The organism is uncultured Kocuria sp. (genome assembly GCF_947500125.1).
In the GTDB taxonomy this organism is placed as follows: Bacteria; Actinomycetota; Actinomycetes; order Actinomycetales; family Micrococcaceae; genus Kocuria.
Genome location: NZ_CANMRA010000006.1, coordinates 40470 through 55687, shown reverse-complemented (window position 1 = coordinate 55687; position 15218 = coordinate 40470). Strand labels below are relative to the sequence as shown.

Genomic DNA, 15218 nt, shown 5'->3' with positions numbered 1-15218 from the left:
CGGCGTCCAGGAGCCGCCCGGTGGCACCATCCTAGGCGGGGGCCGGCGCGTCCGGTCCCGCGGACACCGCCCGCAGGTGCGCCAGGACGGCCGCGCCGACCTCCTCGGGCCGCTCCTCGGCGAGGAAGTGGCCCGCGTCCACGGGCCGGCCCGTGGCCCGGGGGAAGTGCCGGCGCCACAGCGCGAGCGGGTCCTCCCGGGCGCCGACCCGGCCCCGGGCGCCCCACAGCACGAGGGCGGGGAGGTCCCGCCGCTCGTGCTCGTCCGCCTCGTCGATCTCCCGGTCCGGGCCGGCGGCCGCGCGGTAGTCCCGGCACCAGGCGTCGACCACGGCGGGGTCCCGGGCCGCGTCCTCGTAGGCGGCGAGCGCGGCCGGGTCGAAGGGCACCTGCGTGCCGCTGAGACCCTGGAGCGTGCGGCGCACGAAGTCCGCGGGGTCGTGGCCGATCAGCGCCTGCGGCAGCCCCTCCCCCTGGGCGAGAAAGGCCCAGTGGTAGTACTGCAGGACCAGCCACGCGTCCATCGACCGCCACACCTCCAGGGTGGGCAGGATGTCGAGCAGCGCCACGGACGCCACCGCGGCCGGGGCGTCGAGCGCCATCCGGTGGGCGGTCCGGGCGCCGCGGTCGTGCCCGACGACGGAGAACCGGTCGTGGCCCAGCGCCCGCATGAGCTGCACCTGGTCGTCGGCCATCGCCCGGAAGGTGTAGTCCTCGCTGCTTGTGCGGGAGCGGCCGTAGCCGCGCAGGTCGGCGGCGACCACCGTGAACTCCTCCGCCAGCACCGGGGCGAGGGCGTGCCACATGGCGTGGGTCTGCGGGAAGCCGTGCAGCAGCAGCACGGGCGGGCCGTCGCCGCCCGTGCGGGCGTGGATCGTGCCGTCGGCCACGGGGACGTCGTGGGCGGTGAAGTCGGGGAACACGGGTCCTCCTGCGGGTCGGGACGGGCCGCGCGGCGCGGGCCGGGACTGGAATGCGGGGCCCGCGGCGTTGTACGTGATGGGCTGGACCGCACACGCTCCAGACAACACCAGCGAGGAACCGGGAGAAACCCCATGAACCACGCCCCGACGCAGTTCGTCGACCCCGCGGCCACGGCCGGTCACGACATGAGCTCGCGGGAGCTCGTGGAGACCGCCGAACGGTACACCGCGCGCACGTACTCCCCGCTGGACGTGGTGGTGGCCCGGGCCCAGGGCACGACCGTCACGGACGTGGAGGGCCGGGAGTACCTCGACTTCCTCGCCGGCTACTCGGCGCTGAACTTCGGCCACGGCCACCCGGCGGTCCTCGAGGCGGCACGGACCCAGCTGGAGCGTGTGACGCTGACCAGCCGCGCGGTCCACAACGACCAGCTCGGTCCCTTCGCCCGGGACCTGTGCACCCTGCTCGGCCAGGACATGATGCTGCCGATGAACACCGGCGCCGAGGCCGTGGAGTCGGCGATCAAGGTCGCCCGGAAGTGGGGCTACGAGCGCAAGGGGGTGGCACCGGGCCGGGCGCAGATCGTCGTGGCGGCGGGGAACTTCCACGGCCGCACCACCACGGTCATCAGCTTCTCCGACGACGACGAGGCGCACCGCAACTACGGCCCCTACACGCCGGGCTTCGTGACCGTCCCGTTCGGGGACCTCGCCGCCCTCGAGGCGGCCGTCACCGAGGACACCGTGGCGGTGCTGCTCGAGCCCATCCAGGGCGAGGCCGGCGTGATCGTGCCGCCCCCGGGCTACCTGCAGGGCGTGCGGCGGTGCACGGCCGAGCACGGCGTCCTGCTCGTCGCGGACGAGATCCAGTCCGGGCTGGGCCGCACCGGCCGGACGCTGGCGTGCGAGCACGAGGGCGTCGAGGCCGACCTCTACCTGCTGGGCAAGGCCCTGGGCGGGGGCGTCCTGCCCGTGTCCGCGGTCGTGGGCCGGGCGGACGTCCTCTCGGTGCTGCGGCCCGGACAGCACGGCAGCACGTTCGGCGGCAACCCGCTGGCCGGCGCCGTCGGCCGCGCCGTCGTCGCCCTCCTCGCCACCGGGGAGCCCCAGGAACGGGCGCGGGTCATGGGGGAGAAGCTGCACGCCGGCCTCGCGGAGCTGGCGCCGCTGGGCCTGACCGAGTTGCGCGGGCGCGGACTGTGGGCCGGGATCGACATCGATCCGCGGCTCGGCACCGGCCGGCAGTGCTGCGAGCGGCTGGCGGCGCACGGGATCCTCGCCAAGGACACCCACGGCTCCACCATCCGGCTGAGCCCGCCGCTGGTGATCACCGACCGGGAGCTGGAGCGGGGACTGGCCGCCCTCGGGGACGTGCTGCGGGAGATGGCCCACCGCTGATCCGCTGCTGATCCACCGCCGGCCTGCTCCTGGTCCGCCGCGGCCCCGGCTCAGTTCGCCCCGGCGGGCTCCTCCCCGTGGGCCAGCGCCGACTCGATGCTGCCGGCGAGCTGCGCCGGGGAGGTCTTCGGGGCGAAGCGGCGGATCACCTGCCCGTCCCGGCCCACGAGGAACTTGGTGAAGTTCCACTTGATGGCGTCGCCCATGATCCCGCCCCTCTCCTCGCGCAGCCACGACCAGAGCGGGTGGGCGTCGGGGCCGTTGACGTCGACCTTCTCGAACATCGGGAACGTGACCCCGTAGTTGCGGCTGCAGAAGTCGGCGATCTCCTCCTCGCTGCCCGGCTCCTGGTGCCCGAACTGGTTGCAGGGGAAGCCCAGGACCACGAGGCCGTCCTGCTTGAAGTCACGCCACAGCTGCTCCAGGCCCTCGTACTGCGGGGTGAACCCGCACTCGCTCGCGGTGTTGACCACGAGCACCACCTTCCCGGCGTACTCGGACAGCGGCTGCTCGCGCCCGTCGAGGGTCGTGGCGGTGAAGTCGTGCAGCGTGGTCATGGAAGCCTCCGGGGCGGTCGAGGACTGGCGGTCTGCTCCCATTCTGCCGCCCGTCGCCCCGCCCGCGGGAGCGCCCGCGAGGGCGCCGAGCTCGCGGATGCCGGCCACCGCGCGCGGCGGCCGGCAGCCGCAATCTCGCGGGTCAGTGCTGCGGGCCCTCCATGCGGGCCAGGAAGCGGAACCGGTCCCCGCGGAACACCGACCGGGTCCACTCCACGGGCGAGTCGTCCGCCGTGAGTCCGAGCCGGTGGATCAGCAGCAGAGGTGCCCCCATCTCGATGCCCAGGAGCCGGACGTCCTCCGGGCCGGCGAGCCGGGTCTCCACGGTGTCCTCCGCCGCGACGATGTCGATGCCGTAGTCGTCCCGCAGCGCTGTGTACAGGGACCCGGTCCGGTCCAGGTGCTCCGCCAGATCGGGCAGCGGTCCGGCGAGCAGGGCGACCTCGTGGGCCAGCGGCTCGCCGTTGATGTGCCGGATCCGCTCCACCCGCGCGAGCTCGGCGCCGGCGGGCACGCGCAGCCGGGCCGCGGTGTCCTCGTCAGCGGTCGTGCGGCTCACGTCGAGCACCGTGGAGGAGCTCACGAGGCCCTGGGCGGCCGCGTCGTCGCTGAACGAGGTGAGCTGGCGGACGTAGGTGAACCGCGGCGGGGCCACGAAGGTGCCCCGGCCCTGGGCCCGTCCCAGCACCCCTTCCGCCACGAGCTCGCCGATGGCCTGGCGGACCGTGGTCCGGGAGGTGGAGTACTCATCGGCGAGCGCACGCTCCGTGGGAATGAGCGTGCCGGGGGCCGCGTCCCGCACGAACGCCCGGATCTGCTCCTTGAGCAGGTAGTACTTCGGGACGTTCCGCGGCTCCGCGCTCATCCGCCCAGCATATCGGCCGCGCCGCCCGGGGCGCCGGGCCCCGTTCGTCCGCCTGTGACCATTGACACAAAAATTGGTCTAGTCCAAGCTGGGGACGACGAGAGCCGTGACGATCGCGAACACTGCGGCGGAGAGAAGGGGAACTGCTCATGAGTGCACGAACGAGGCGCCCGTCCCGGGCCGTGGTGCTGGGGACCGGCCTGTCGATGGCCGTGGCGCTGTCCGCCTGCGGCGGCGGGGAGAGCGCGAGCGGCAGCGCGGAGGGCGACGGCGTCGTAGAGGTCTGGGCCCACAGCGGCCAGGAGGCAGAGGCAGAGGCGCTCGAGGCCCTCGTCGCCGAGTACAACGACTCGCAGGAGGACGTCAGCGTCGAGCTGACCCTCATCCCCGAGTCCGACTACACCAGCACCGTCCAGGCGACCTCCGCGGAGGACCTGCCCGACGTGATGGAGATGGACGCCCCGACGATGGCCTCCTTCGTCTACGACCGCAAGCTCGTGCCCCTCGACGACGTGGTGTCGCAGGAGACCCTCGACAACCGGATCGAGGGCGTGCGGGAGAGCGGCACGTACCAGGACCAGACCTACGCCGTCGGCATGTTCGACGTGGGTCTCGGACTCTGGGGCAACCAGCAGCTCCTCGACGCCGCGGGCGTGGACGCCCCGACCACTGCCGACGAGGCGTGGACGGCGGAGGAGTTCGGGCAGAACCTGCAGAAGCTGGCGGAGGTCAGCCCGTCGGGCAACGCGATCGACCTGGGCGAGGCCAACGGCTTCGCCGCCGAGTGGGGCACCTTCACCACCACCCCGGTCCTGTGGTCCAACGGCGGCACGCTCATCCGGGACGGCTCGGCGGAAGGGGTGCTCAACAGCGCCGAGAACGTCGAGGCCCTGGAGGAGTGGGCCTCGTGGAAGGAGCACACGGACCCGAACACCAGCGGCACCGCCTTCCCCGACGGGGACATCGCCCTGACCTGGACCGGCAACTGGATGTACCCCACGTTCAGCGAGGCCCTCGGCGAGGACCTGGTGCTCATGCCCCTGCCCGATCTCGGCAACGGCACCAAGGCGGGCCACGGCTCGTGGCAGTGGGGCGTGACGCCGGCGGCCGGAGGGGACGAGGCCGCGGCCGGCGCCTTCCTCGACTTCCTGCACTCCGACGAGAGCATCGCCAGGATGGTCGAGGCCAACGCGGCGGTGCCCGGCACCACGAGCGCCCTCGAGGGCAGCGAGCTCTACGGCGAGGGGGGCCCGCTGGAGCTGTTCGCGACCAACCTGGCCTCCGCCTGCAGCTCCGAGGAGGTCACGCAGGAGTGCATCGCGGTGGCGAGACCCATCACGCCGGGCTACCCCACCGTCACGAGCTCCTACGGCAGCGCCCTGGCGGCGATCTGGGGCGGAGCGGACCCGCAGGCGGAGCTCGACAGCGCCGCGCGGGCCATCGACGCCGACTTCGAGGACAACAACGGCTACCAGGACGAGTGACCGTCGCGGCGGGACCGCCCTGCGGTCCCGCCGCGCACCGGCGAGGAGTGCACCATGACCACCACACCGGGCCTCGCGGCCCCAGCGTCCGCCCCGGAGGACGTGCCCGTGGCCCCGCCCCGGAGAGGACTCCGGCGGGACGGCCTCGCGGGCCCCCTCATGGCGGGTCCCGCCGTGCTGCTGCTCGTCCTGTTCGTCGCGGTCCCGTTCTTCGCGGCCGTCGGCTTCTCCTTCTACAACGTCCGGCTCGGCGACCCGCGCGATCCCACCTTCATGGGACTGACCCAGTACGCCCGGATCTTCACCGACCCCGACGTGTCGAGCCGCTTCCTCAGCGCCCTGCTCCACAACCTGGTCTTCGCGGCCGTGGTGGTCCCGGTGCAGACCGCCCTCGCGCTCGCACTGGCCATGCTGGTGCAGAAGAGTATCCCGGGGATCGGGATCTTCCGGTCCGTCTACTTCCTCCCCGTCGTCTTCCCCATCGCCCTGGTGGCCCTCATCTGGCGGCTGATCCTCGCCCGCGGGGACGACGGACTCCTCAACGCCCTGCTCGGCTTCTTCTCGGGAGGGGCCTTCGGGGGCCAGGACTGGCTGGGCTCCGAGCTCACGGCGCTGGCCTCGGTCATCGTCCTGTCGATCTGGCAGGGCGTCGGCTTCCAGATGGTCATCCTGCTGGCGGCCCTGCAGCAAGTGCCCGCCGACCTCTACGAGGCGGCCCGCCTGGACCGGGCCAACGCGTGGCAGCGCTTCGTGCACGTCACCCTGCCCGGGATCAACACCACCCTCGTCTTCGTGGCCCTGTACACGATGATCCTGTCGCTGCGCGTGTTCGACCAGATCTACGTGCTGGCGCGCTCCGGCGGGGGGCTCAACGAGGACGCCACCCGCACCGTGATGTTCGAGGCCGTGACCTCCGCCTTCGACGAGAACAACATCGGGCGCGCGAGCGCCATCTCCGTGGTGTTCTTCGTGATCGTGGTGGTCCTGTCCCTCGTCCAGCGCCGAGCCACCCGCGAACGGGAGGACTGACATGACGCAGACCGGTTCCGCCGCCCCCGCCGACCGCCGTCGGCGCAGGGCGCACGTGCCCCGCTACGCGGTGCTCGTCGTCACGAGCATCCTGTTCTTCGCCCCGGTCGCCTACATGGCGGCCGCGTCCCTAGCCCCCGCCTCGCGCACGCTCGCCGGCTTCGAGGTCTTCGACCCGCGCGAGTGGGGCCTGCACAACTACACCGGGGTGGCCTCGAGCCTGTCCTCGGACAGCACCGGCCACCTGTGGCGGTTCTTCTTCGTGTCCTTCACCGTCACGGTCTCCGTGGTGGGGCTCGGACTGGTCGTGAACTCGATGGCGGCCTTCGCCCTGTCGCGGCTGAGCTGGCGGGGCAGGAACCTGGTGCTCCTGGGGATCCTGCTGCTGCTCATCGTCCCGTTCGAGGCCGTGGCCGTGCCCATGTTCTACCTCTACAACGACGCCCGGAACACGCTGTGGATCCAGATCGCCCCCTTCATCGGCAACGCCCTGTCGATCTTCCTCTTCTACTCGTTCTTCTCCGGCATCCCCCGCAGCATCGACGAGGCCGCCCGGATGGACGGCGCCGGACCGCTGCGGGTGTTCTGGCAGATCATCGCGCCCATGAGCAAACCCGCCTACGCGTCGGTGGCGGTGCTGACCTTCCTGACACAGTGGGGCGCGTTCCTGTGGCCGGTCCTGATGATCTCCGAGCCGAACCTGCGCCCCCTGCCCCTCCAGATCAGCGTCTTCGCCGGCCAGCTCCCCCCGGCGTGGGGCGAGGTCATGGCCTTCGGGGTGCTGCTGGTCGTCCCCGTGGTCGTCGTGTTCCTCGTCTTCCAGCGCTGGTTCATCGAGGGCGTGGCGAGCTCGGCCGTCAAGGGCTGAGCCGGCCCGTCCCGTCCCGTCCCTGCCCGCCCCCGCCCCGCCCGTCGTCCGGAAGGAACCTCCATGGAAGTGCTCGTCCTGCCCACGGCCGACGACGTCGACGTGCGCGCGGCCGACATCGTGGCCGAGCAGGTCTCGCGCCGGCCGGACACGGTGCTGGGGGTGGCCACGGGATCCTCCCCCCTGGGGGCCTACCGTGAGCTCGCCCGCCGGCAGGCCCACGGTCTGCTGGACCTCACCCGGCTCACCTGCTTCGCCCTCGACGAGTACGTGGGGCTCCCCGCGGGGCACCCCTCCGGCTACGCGGCGGTCCTGGAGCGCGAGCTCGTCCGGCCCATCGGTCTGCCGCCCGCCAGGATGCGGGTGCCGGACGGCTCCCGGGAGGATCTCGAGGCGGCCTGCCGCGACTACGAGGAGGCCGTCGGCCTCGCCGGCGGCGTCGACCTCCAGATCCTCGGAATCGGCGCCAACGGCCACATCGGCTTCAACGAGCCCGGGTCCTCGCTGTCCTCCCGCACCCGGGTCAAGGCGCTGTCCGCGCGGACCCGTGCCGACAACGCGCGGTTCTTCAAGGCCCCCGACGACGTCCCCACCCACTGCATCACCCAGGGGCTGGGCACGATCCTCGACGCCCGCCGGGTGCTCCTGGTCGCCCAGGGCGAGCGCAAGGCCGCAGCCGTGGCCGCGGCCGTGGAGGGGCCAGTGTCCGCGATGTGCCCGGCGTCCGTCCTGCAGTTCCACCGGGCGGTCACCGTCGTGGTGGACGAGGCGGCGGCGGGGCAGCTGGCCCTGACCGACTACTACCGGTTCGTGGCCGAGGCCAAGCACCGGCTGCGCCAGGAGGAGAGATGACGTTCCGCCTCGCAGACCACTGGGTCTGGGACAGCTGGCTGGCCGACGACGGACAGGACTACCACCTGTTCTTCCTGCGGGCCAGCCGCGCGCTGCGGGACCCCGACAAGCGCCACCGCCGGGCGTCGATCGGGCACGCCGTCTCGTCCGACCTCGAGAGCTGGACCCTGCTGCCGGACGCGCTCGTGGCCGGCGACGAACCGTCCTGGGACGACATGGCGACCTGGACAGGCAGCACCGTGCGGGGCCACGACGGCCGGTGGCACCTCTTCTACACCGGCATCGGCCGCGCCGAGGACGGTCTGCGGCAGCGCATCGGCTCGGCCGTCTCGGACGACCTGACCACGTGGGAGCGCACGGGCGCGGGCCCGCTCGAGGCGGATCCCCGCTGGTACGAGAAGCTGGGGGAGGGGACTTGGCCGGACGAGGCGTGGCGCGACCCCTTCGTCTTCTACGACGACGACTCCCGGCAGTGGCAGATGCTCGTCACCGCACGCGCCGCCACCGGGGACCCGGACGCCCGCGGCGTGGTCGGCCACGCCGTGAGCGACGACCTGGAGCACTGGACCGTCCGGCCCCCGCTGACCGCGCCCGCCGGCTTCGGGGAGATGGAGGTCGTCCAGGCGCAGATCGTGGACGGCACCGGGGTGCTGATCTTCTCCTGCCTCCCGCGGCTGGCCCCCGGCATCCCCTTCTCGGAAGCCAGCACCGGCACCTGGATCGCCCCCGGCGCCGGTCGGCTCGGGCCGTGGGAGCTCGAGCGGAGCTCCAGCTTCTTCGTGCCCGGTGTCTACGCCGCCCAGCTGTTCCGCAAGCGCGACGGCCAGTGGGTCGTGTTCGGCTTCCAGAACAGCGTGGACGGACGCTTCGTCGGCGAGATCGCGAGCCCGGTGCCGTTGACGGACCTGCTGACGGAAGGCCGCCTGTTCCCCGTCCACGACCGACCACCCATCCCCACCCCCAACCCCTGCACAAGGAGCACCTCATGATGAAGAAGCTGATGGCCGCGGGCTCCGCGGCCGCCCTGCTCGTGACCACCGGTGTGCTCGCCGCGGCCCCGGCCGCGGCCGCCCCGGAGCGCACCACCGACCTGCGCGTCATGTCCTTCAACATCCACCACGGCGCGGACGGCGCCGACGATCTGGACCTCGAGCGCACCGCCGCCGTGATCGAGGCCTCGGGCGCGGAGGTGATCGGCCTGCAGGAGGTCGACAACGCCTGGTCCGCACGCAGCGACTTCGAGGACCAGGCGGCCCGTCTCGCCGAACTTCTCGACATGCACTACGTGTACGGCGCGAACCTGGACCTTGCCCGTTCCGACGGCGGAGCCGGGAACAGCCAGTACGGCAACGCCATCCTCAGCGAATACCCGATCATCGACTCCGAGAACCACCTGCTGACCAGCATCGAGTACCCGGAGATGCCCACCGAGCAGCGCGGTCTGCTGGAGGCGGTGATCAACGTGAAGGGTCACCACGTCGGGTTCTACAGCACCCACCTCGACCACCAGCGCGCCGAGCAGCGCGAGCTGCAGGCCCGGGAGATCGTGGAGATCACCGGCGAGAGCCGGCGCCCGGCGGTGGTCGTCGGGGACCTCAACGCCGAACCCGGCGCTGCCGAGCTGCAGGGTCTCTTCTCGGTGTTCACGGACGCCTTCGCGGCCCTGGACCAGGACGACGCCTACACCTTCGCCCCGGACGGCGCCCCGGTCCTGGACGCGAGTCTGCGCATCGACTACGTGCTGGTGTCCGAGGGCGTGCGGCCGCAGGCCGCGCACGTGGTGCGCACGTCCGCGTCGGACCACCTGCCGATCGTCGCCGACCTCGAGATCCCCCGGTCCCCGAACGGGCTGGTCCGGTAGCCCCGGACCGGTCCGACGCCCCGCACGACCAGAAGGAGGTGAGGCCCGTGGTCTCCGAGGACTCCCCGCGCAGGACGGTCCTCTCCGGCCGCGTGCACACCGGGTACGCCGAGCACCGGGACGGTCTGGTGGTCGTCGAGGGCGATCGCGTCCTCCACGCCGGACCGCGGTCCGGCTATCGCGGCGGCGACCCGGGGGAGCACCACGTCCTGGCCCCCGGGCAGATGGTCCTGCCGGGGCTCGTGGACGTGCACTGCCACGGTGGCTTCGGCGCGGACTTCTCCTCCTCGGAGGAGGGGCCGGTCCGCGCCACCCTCGCCGCCTTCCACCGTCAGGGCACGACGACGCTCGTGGCCAGCCTGGTCACCGCCTCGCGGGAGGACCTGCTGGCCGCCGAGCCGCTCCTGGCGGCGCTCACCGAGGAGGGTCTGGTCGCCGGGATCCACCTCGAGGGCCCGTTCCTGTCCACGGCCCGGTGCGGGGCCCAGGATCCCGCATGGATGCGGGACCCGGACCTCGGGCTGGCGTCCGAGCTCATCGAGGCCGCGGCGGGGACGCTCCGGACCATGACCTTCGCGCCGGAGCTGCCCGGCTCGCAGGAGCTGGCCGAACTGCTCGTCGCCCACGGCGTGGTCCCCTCGCTGGGGCACACCGACGCGGACACCACGACGGTCGACACCGCGCTGCGCCGGCTGCAGGCGCTGCTCCGCGACGCCGCGGTGGACGGCGTGCCCCGGTCGCCCACAGTGACCCACCTGTTCAACGCCATGCCCGCCATCCACCACCGGTCGCCCGGGCCGGTGCCGGCCTGCCTGCGCGCCGCGGCGCAGGGCCGAGCCGTCGTCGAGCTCATCGCGGACGGCACCCACCTGGATCCCTGCATCGTGGCCTGGGCCTTCGAGCTGGCGGGGGCGGACAACATCGCGCTGGTCACCGACGGAATGGCCGCGACCGGGCTCTCGGACGGCACCTACGCACTGGGCGCGGCGCAGGTGCGGGTGCAGGACGGCGTGGCCTCGCTGGTCTCCAACGGATCGATCGCCGGCGGCACGGCCACGATGCTGGAGGTGCTGCGCCGGACGGTCGCGGCGGGCGTCCCTCTCGGGGACGCGCTGCGCTCGGCCACCGTGGTCCCGGCCCGTGTCCTCGGCCTGACCGGGGAGGCCGGGAGCCTGACGACGGGGGCGCTCGCGGACCTCCTCGTCGTGGGGGAGAGCCTCGAACTGGACGCCGTGATGCGGCGGGGCGAGTGGGTCTCCGGGGCCCCGCCCCGCTGACGCCGCCCCGGCCGTGCCGAGGTCGCGGACGACGGCCACGCCGCCGCTGGCTGTGGCCGGCAGCCGCGACCTCGCGCAGGGGAAGCAACGGAAACGGGGAGGAAGCGGGCGCAGGTGGGTAACGATCCCCCGGGCCGGTCCTGTGGCTCGTGGGGGCGCGGCGTACCCTGGCCGTGTCGGAAGGAGCCCGTCATGACACAGCGCAACGAAGCGTGGCCCGCCGGAACGCCCTGCTGGGCCGATCTGACCGCGTCCGATCCCGGCCGCACGCAGGAGTTCTACCACCGGGTGCTCGGGTGGGAGTACAGCGCCCCGGACCCCGAGCGCGGCGGCTACCGCAACGCCCTGGTCGACGGCGCACCCGTCGCGGGGCTCTCCCCGGCGGCCCCGGACCTGACGGGCGTCCCGCACGTGTGGCAGGTGTACCTGGCCACGGCCCGGATCGACCTCTGCTCCGAGCGGGTCCTCGCCGCCGGCGGCACGCAGCTGATGGAGCCCGTGGAGGTGGGCCGGTTCGGCTGGATGGGCGTCTGGCAGGACCCCACCGGGGCGTCCTTCGGGATGTGGCAGGCCGGGGAGCACATCGGGTTCGCGGCGGTCGACGTGCCGGGGAGCGTGGCGTGGTGCGACCTCACGACCCCCGACCACCACGCCGCCCGGGACTTCTACGCCCAGGTCTTCGGCTACCACTACGAGGACATCGGCGAGGAGGGCGTCCCCTACGCCACGTTCACGGTGCCGCACGGAGGGCGCCCGGCCGGCGGCATCGGCGGGACCGACCCCGGGGCGGAGAACGCACCGGCGATCTGGTCGGTCTGCTTCCAGGTCGACGACGTCGACGCCGCCGTCCAGCGCGTGCGCGACGCCGGCGGGTCGGTCATGGAGGACCCTTTCGACTTCGAGTACGGGCGGCTGGCGGTCGTGGCCGGTCCGGACCGGGAGTCCTTCGCGATCATGACGCCCGCGGGCATGTAGCCCGCCCTCTCCCGGCGGCGCGAACCGGAGCAGGGAGGCGGGCCGTGACAGGGCTCACCCGGCGGTAGCATGGTGACCCAGCGAACACCACCGCCACTTCCCCAGAGATCGGAGCGACATGAACTCCATCGTCCTCGCCGTGGTTGGCGTTGCCATGATGATCCTCGGGTACGTCCTGTACTCGAGGTTCCTGGCCCGCCGGATCTACAAGCTCCAGGACTCCTTCGTCACCCCCGCCCACGAGCTGGGGGACGGTGTGGACTACGTGCCCACCAACAAGTACGTGCTGTGGGGCCACCACTTCACCTCCGTGGCCGGCGCGGCGCCCATCGTGGGGCCCGCGATCGCGGTCATCTGGGGCTGGGTGCCCGCCTTCCTGTGGGTGACCATCGGCACCGTCTTCTTCGCCGGCATCCACGACCTCGGCGCCCTGTGGGCCTCCAACCGGCACAAGGGCAAGTCCATCGGGTCCCTGTCCGGGCAGTACATCGGCCACCGCGGCCGCAACCTGTTCCTGGTCGTGATCTTCCTCGTGCTGCTCATGGTCAACGCCGCGTTCGCCGTGGTCATCTCCGGGCTGCTGGTCGGCACGCCCACGGCGGTGATCCCCACGTGGGGCGCCATCGTCGTCGCACTGCTGATCGGCCAGGCCATCTACCGGTTCAAGTGGAACCTTGCGCTGGTGTCCGTCGTCGGCGTCGTGGCCCTCTACTCCCTGATCCTCATCGGCGACCGGTTCCCGGTGGTGCTCCCGGAGACGATCCTCGGTCTGTCGGCCGGCGCGTTCTGGATCGTGGTCCTGTTCCTCTACGCCGGCGTGGCCTCGGTGCTGCCCGTGTGGATGCTGCTGCAGCCCCGCGACTACATCAACGGTCTCCAGCTGTTCATCGCCCTGGGCATCCTCTACGGCGCGGTCCTGATCTCCGCTCCGACCGTCGTGGCGCCGGCGTTCAACAACTCCGTGCCCGAGGGCACGCCCAGTCTGGTGCCGCTGCTGTTCGTGACCATCGCCTGCGGCGCGATCTCCGGGTTCCACGGGATCGTGGCCTCGGGCACCTCCTCCAAGCAGCTGGACAAGGAGCCGGACGCCCGCTTCGTCGGCTACTTCGGCGCGGTCGGCGAGGGGCTCCTCGCGCTGGGTGCGATCATCGCGACCACCGCCGGGTTCCGGACCATCGCCGACTGGGAGGCCGTCTACACCGCGTTCGGCCAGGGCGGCGTGGCCGCGTTCGTCCAGGGCGGCGGCGCCATCGTCAACCAGGGCCTGGGCATCCCCGCCGGGCTCAGCGCGACCATCCTGGCCACCATGGCCGTCCTGTTCGCGGCCACCACCATGGACACCGGCATCCGCCTGCAGCGGTTCGTGGTGCAGGAGGCGGCGCACATCATGGGGTTCAGCCTCAACAAGGCGCTGGCCACCGTCATCGTCCTCGCCGTGGCCATGGGACTCACCTTCGGCGCCGGCGCGGACGGCTCGGGCGGCATGCTGATCTGGCCGCTGTTCGGCACCACCAACCAGCTGCTGGCCGGCCTCACCCTGTCGATGATCGCGGTGATCCTGCTCCGCAAGGGCCGCCCCGTGCTGCCCGTGCTGGTCCCGCTCGTGTTCCTGCTGGTGATGTCGGTTTACGCCCTCATCGTCCAGATGGGGCAGTTCTTCGCCGCAGAGAACTGGCTGCTGCTCGTGCTCGACGTCATCATCCTCATCGCCGCGGTGTGGGTGATCTTCGAGTCCGCGATCGCGATGTCGCACGCGAAGAAGAACCCGCCCGAGCTCGACGAGGAGCCCGTGAGCACCTCGGCCGGGGAGGTCCGCGGGCTGTGATCCCGTGAGCGTCCTGAGCCGGTTGCGCACCGTGCAGGCCCGCCTCGGCGCGGGCCTGCACGAGTTCTACGTGGCGCCCTACCGGCGCACCTTCGCCCGCGCCCAGCGCGACGAGGAGGACCTGTTCATGATGCTGGTCCTCTCCGAGGCCCTGGGGGTGCCCAACCCCGCCAGCTACTACACCGTGGAGCTGCTGCCCGTGGTCTACGACCGGTTCCACGACTGGCACCGGCGGATGGGCATGGAGCGCTCCCCCCTGGAGCACATCTCATGCTGCTAGAGCTCGCCGCCGCCCGCCGGGTCCTGTTCGTCGGCGGCAAGGGCGGCGTCGGCAAGACCGCCGTCGCCTCCGCCACCGCCCTCGCCCAGGCCCGCGCCGGCCGCCGGGTGCTGGTCGTCTCCACCGACCCCGCCCACAACCTCGGGCACCTGTGGGAGCGCCCGGTGGGGGACCGGATCACCCCGCTCGCCCGCGACCTGGGCGGACCCGGTCTCCTCGACGGCATCGAGGTGGACCCGGTCGCCACGACCGACGCCCACCTCGCCGCCGTGGGCGCCACGATCCGCCGGCTCATGCCCGAGCACCTCGCCGCCGAGGTCGACAAGCACATGGAGCTCGCCCGCGACTCGCCGGGCACCCACGAGTCGGCGGTGCTGGAGCGCATCGCCGAGCTCGTGGACACGGGCCTGGACGACTACGACCTCATCGTCTTCGACACCGCGCCGTCCGGGCACACCGCCCGGCTCATGGCCCTGCCCGAGATCATGTCCGCCTGGACGGAGGGGCTGCTGCGCCGCCGCGGCAGGGCGGAGAAGTTCGGCGCCGCCCTGCGGGGCCTCGAGGACCGGGACGCCGCGAGCGAGAGCATCGTGGGCACCGGCCGGCCCCGGGACCCCCGCGAGGAGCGGGACCTCGAGATCCGGCGGATCCTGCTGCGCCGCCGCGAGCGCTTCGAGGCGCTGCGCGAGGTGCTGGTGGACGCCGAGCGCTGCAGCTTCGTCATCGTCCTCGCGGCCGAACGGCTGCCCGTGCTCGAGACCGTCGAGCTGCACGAGCAGCTGGTCCGCGCCGGCGTGCACGTGGGGGCCCTCGTGATCAACAAGCGCTCCCCGGCGGACGCCGGGGACTTCCTCGCCGAGCGCCGCGCGCTGGAGGAGGTGCACGTCGCCACCCTGCGCGGCGCCCTCCCGGACGTCCCGCTGCTGCAGGTCCCGCTGCTGCCGGGGGACGTCGTGGGGCAGGAGGCGCTCGAGCGGTTCGGGGACGCGCTCGCCCAGGCGGATCTCAGGGCCACGTGACACGCT

The 15218-nt window shown here is 72.6% G+C and carries 15 protein-coding genes; 12 read left to right on the top strand and 3 right to left on the bottom strand.

Going from position 1 to position 15218, the window contains the following annotated elements:
* Window positions 1–31: 31 nt before the first annotated feature.
* Window positions 32–922: an alpha/beta fold hydrolase gene (locus Q0817_RS05900; protein ID WP_298585231.1), complete on the bottom strand. Its 891-nt coding sequence runs from the start codon at window positions 920–922 to the stop codon at window positions 32–34.
* A 132-nt stretch (window positions 923–1054) separates the two neighbouring features.
* On the opposite strand from Q0817_RS05900, the gene rocD reads away from it, so the two are divergent.
* A complete protein-coding gene (gene rocD / locus Q0817_RS05895) occupies window positions 1055–2320 on the top strand; it encodes an ornithine--oxo-acid transaminase (protein ID WP_298585230.1) in 1266 nt (421 codons plus the stop codon).
* 50 nt (window positions 2321–2370) lie between these two features.
* Here the strand turns inward: rocD and Q0817_RS05890 are convergent, their stop codons facing one another.
* The gene (locus tag Q0817_RS05890; protein ID WP_298585229.1) at window positions 2371–2877 is read right to left on the bottom strand and encodes a glutathione peroxidase; all 507 of its coding nucleotides are present in this window, start codon (window positions 2875–2877) and stop codon (window positions 2371–2373) included.
* A gap of 142 nt (window positions 2878–3019) precedes the next feature.
* Window positions 3020–3742 carry a GntR family transcriptional regulator gene (locus tag Q0817_RS05885; RefSeq protein WP_298585228.1) on the bottom strand — a complete coding sequence of 241 codons (723 nt, stop codon included), beginning with the start codon at window positions 3740–3742 and terminating at the stop codon, window positions 3020–3022.
* A gap of 149 nt (window positions 3743–3891) precedes the next feature.
* Between Q0817_RS05885 and Q0817_RS05880 the strand changes: the two genes are divergently transcribed.
* The 11 genes from Q0817_RS05880 (at window position 3892) to Q0817_RS05830 (ending at window position 15212) form a co-directional block, all read left to right on the top strand.
* Window positions 3892–5226, top strand: a complete 1335-nt coding sequence (locus tag Q0817_RS05880) for an ABC transporter substrate-binding protein (RefSeq protein ID WP_298585227.1) — start codon at window positions 3892–3894, stop codon at window positions 5224–5226.
* Window positions 5227–5280: 54 nt separating this feature from the next.
* Window positions 5281–6255: a carbohydrate ABC transporter permease gene (locus Q0817_RS05875; protein ID WP_298585226.1), complete on the top strand. Its 975-nt coding sequence runs from the start codon at window positions 5281–5283 to the stop codon at window positions 6253–6255.
* A 1-nt stretch (window position 6256) separates the two neighbouring features.
* Entirely contained in the window at window positions 6257–7123 is an 867-nt protein-coding gene (locus tag Q0817_RS05870) for a carbohydrate ABC transporter permease (RefSeq protein ID WP_298585225.1), read from the top strand.
* 63 nt (window positions 7124–7186) lie between these two features.
* Entirely contained in the window at window positions 7187–7975 is a 789-nt protein-coding gene (nagB, locus tag Q0817_RS05865; RefSeq protein WP_298585224.1) for a glucosamine-6-phosphate deaminase, read from the top strand.
* Window positions 7972–8964 carry a glycosyl hydrolase family 32 gene (locus Q0817_RS05860; protein ID WP_298585223.1) on the top strand — a complete coding sequence of 331 codons (993 nt, stop codon included), beginning with the start codon at window positions 7972–7974 and terminating at the stop codon, window positions 8962–8964. The genes nagB and Q0817_RS05860 overlap by 4 nt, the downstream gene beginning before the upstream one ends.
* Window positions 8961–9836: an endonuclease/exonuclease/phosphatase family protein gene (locus Q0817_RS05855; protein ID WP_298585222.1), complete on the top strand. Its 876-nt coding sequence runs from the start codon at window positions 8961–8963 to the stop codon at window positions 9834–9836. Before Q0817_RS05860 ends, Q0817_RS05855 begins: the two co-directional genes overlap by 4 nt.
* 47 nt (window positions 9837–9883) lie before the next feature.
* Entirely contained in the window at window positions 9884–11113 is a 1230-nt protein-coding gene (nagA, locus tag Q0817_RS05850) for an N-acetylglucosamine-6-phosphate deacetylase (protein WP_298585221.1), read from the top strand.
* Between the two features lie 192 nt (window positions 11114–11305).
* A complete protein-coding gene (locus tag Q0817_RS05845) occupies window positions 11306–12088 on the top strand; it encodes a VOC family protein (protein WP_298585220.1) in 783 nt (260 codons plus the stop codon).
* A 118-nt stretch (window positions 12089–12206) separates the two neighbouring features.
* Window positions 12207–13913 carry a carbon starvation protein A gene (locus tag Q0817_RS05840; RefSeq protein WP_298585219.1) on the top strand — a complete coding sequence of 569 codons (1707 nt, stop codon included), beginning with the start codon at window positions 12207–12209 and terminating at the stop codon, window positions 13911–13913.
* Window positions 13914–13917: 4 nt separating this feature from the next.
* A complete protein-coding gene (locus Q0817_RS05835; protein ID WP_298585218.1) occupies window positions 13918–14193 on the top strand; it encodes a cory-CC-star protein in 276 nt (91 codons plus the stop codon).
* Window positions 14184–15212 carry an ArsA family ATPase gene (locus tag Q0817_RS05830; RefSeq protein WP_298585217.1) on the top strand — a complete coding sequence of 343 codons (1029 nt, stop codon included), beginning with the start codon at window positions 14184–14186 and terminating at the stop codon, window positions 15210–15212. Before Q0817_RS05835 ends, Q0817_RS05830 begins: the two co-directional genes overlap by 10 nt.
* The last annotated feature ends 6 nt before the right edge of the window (window positions 15213–15218 follow it).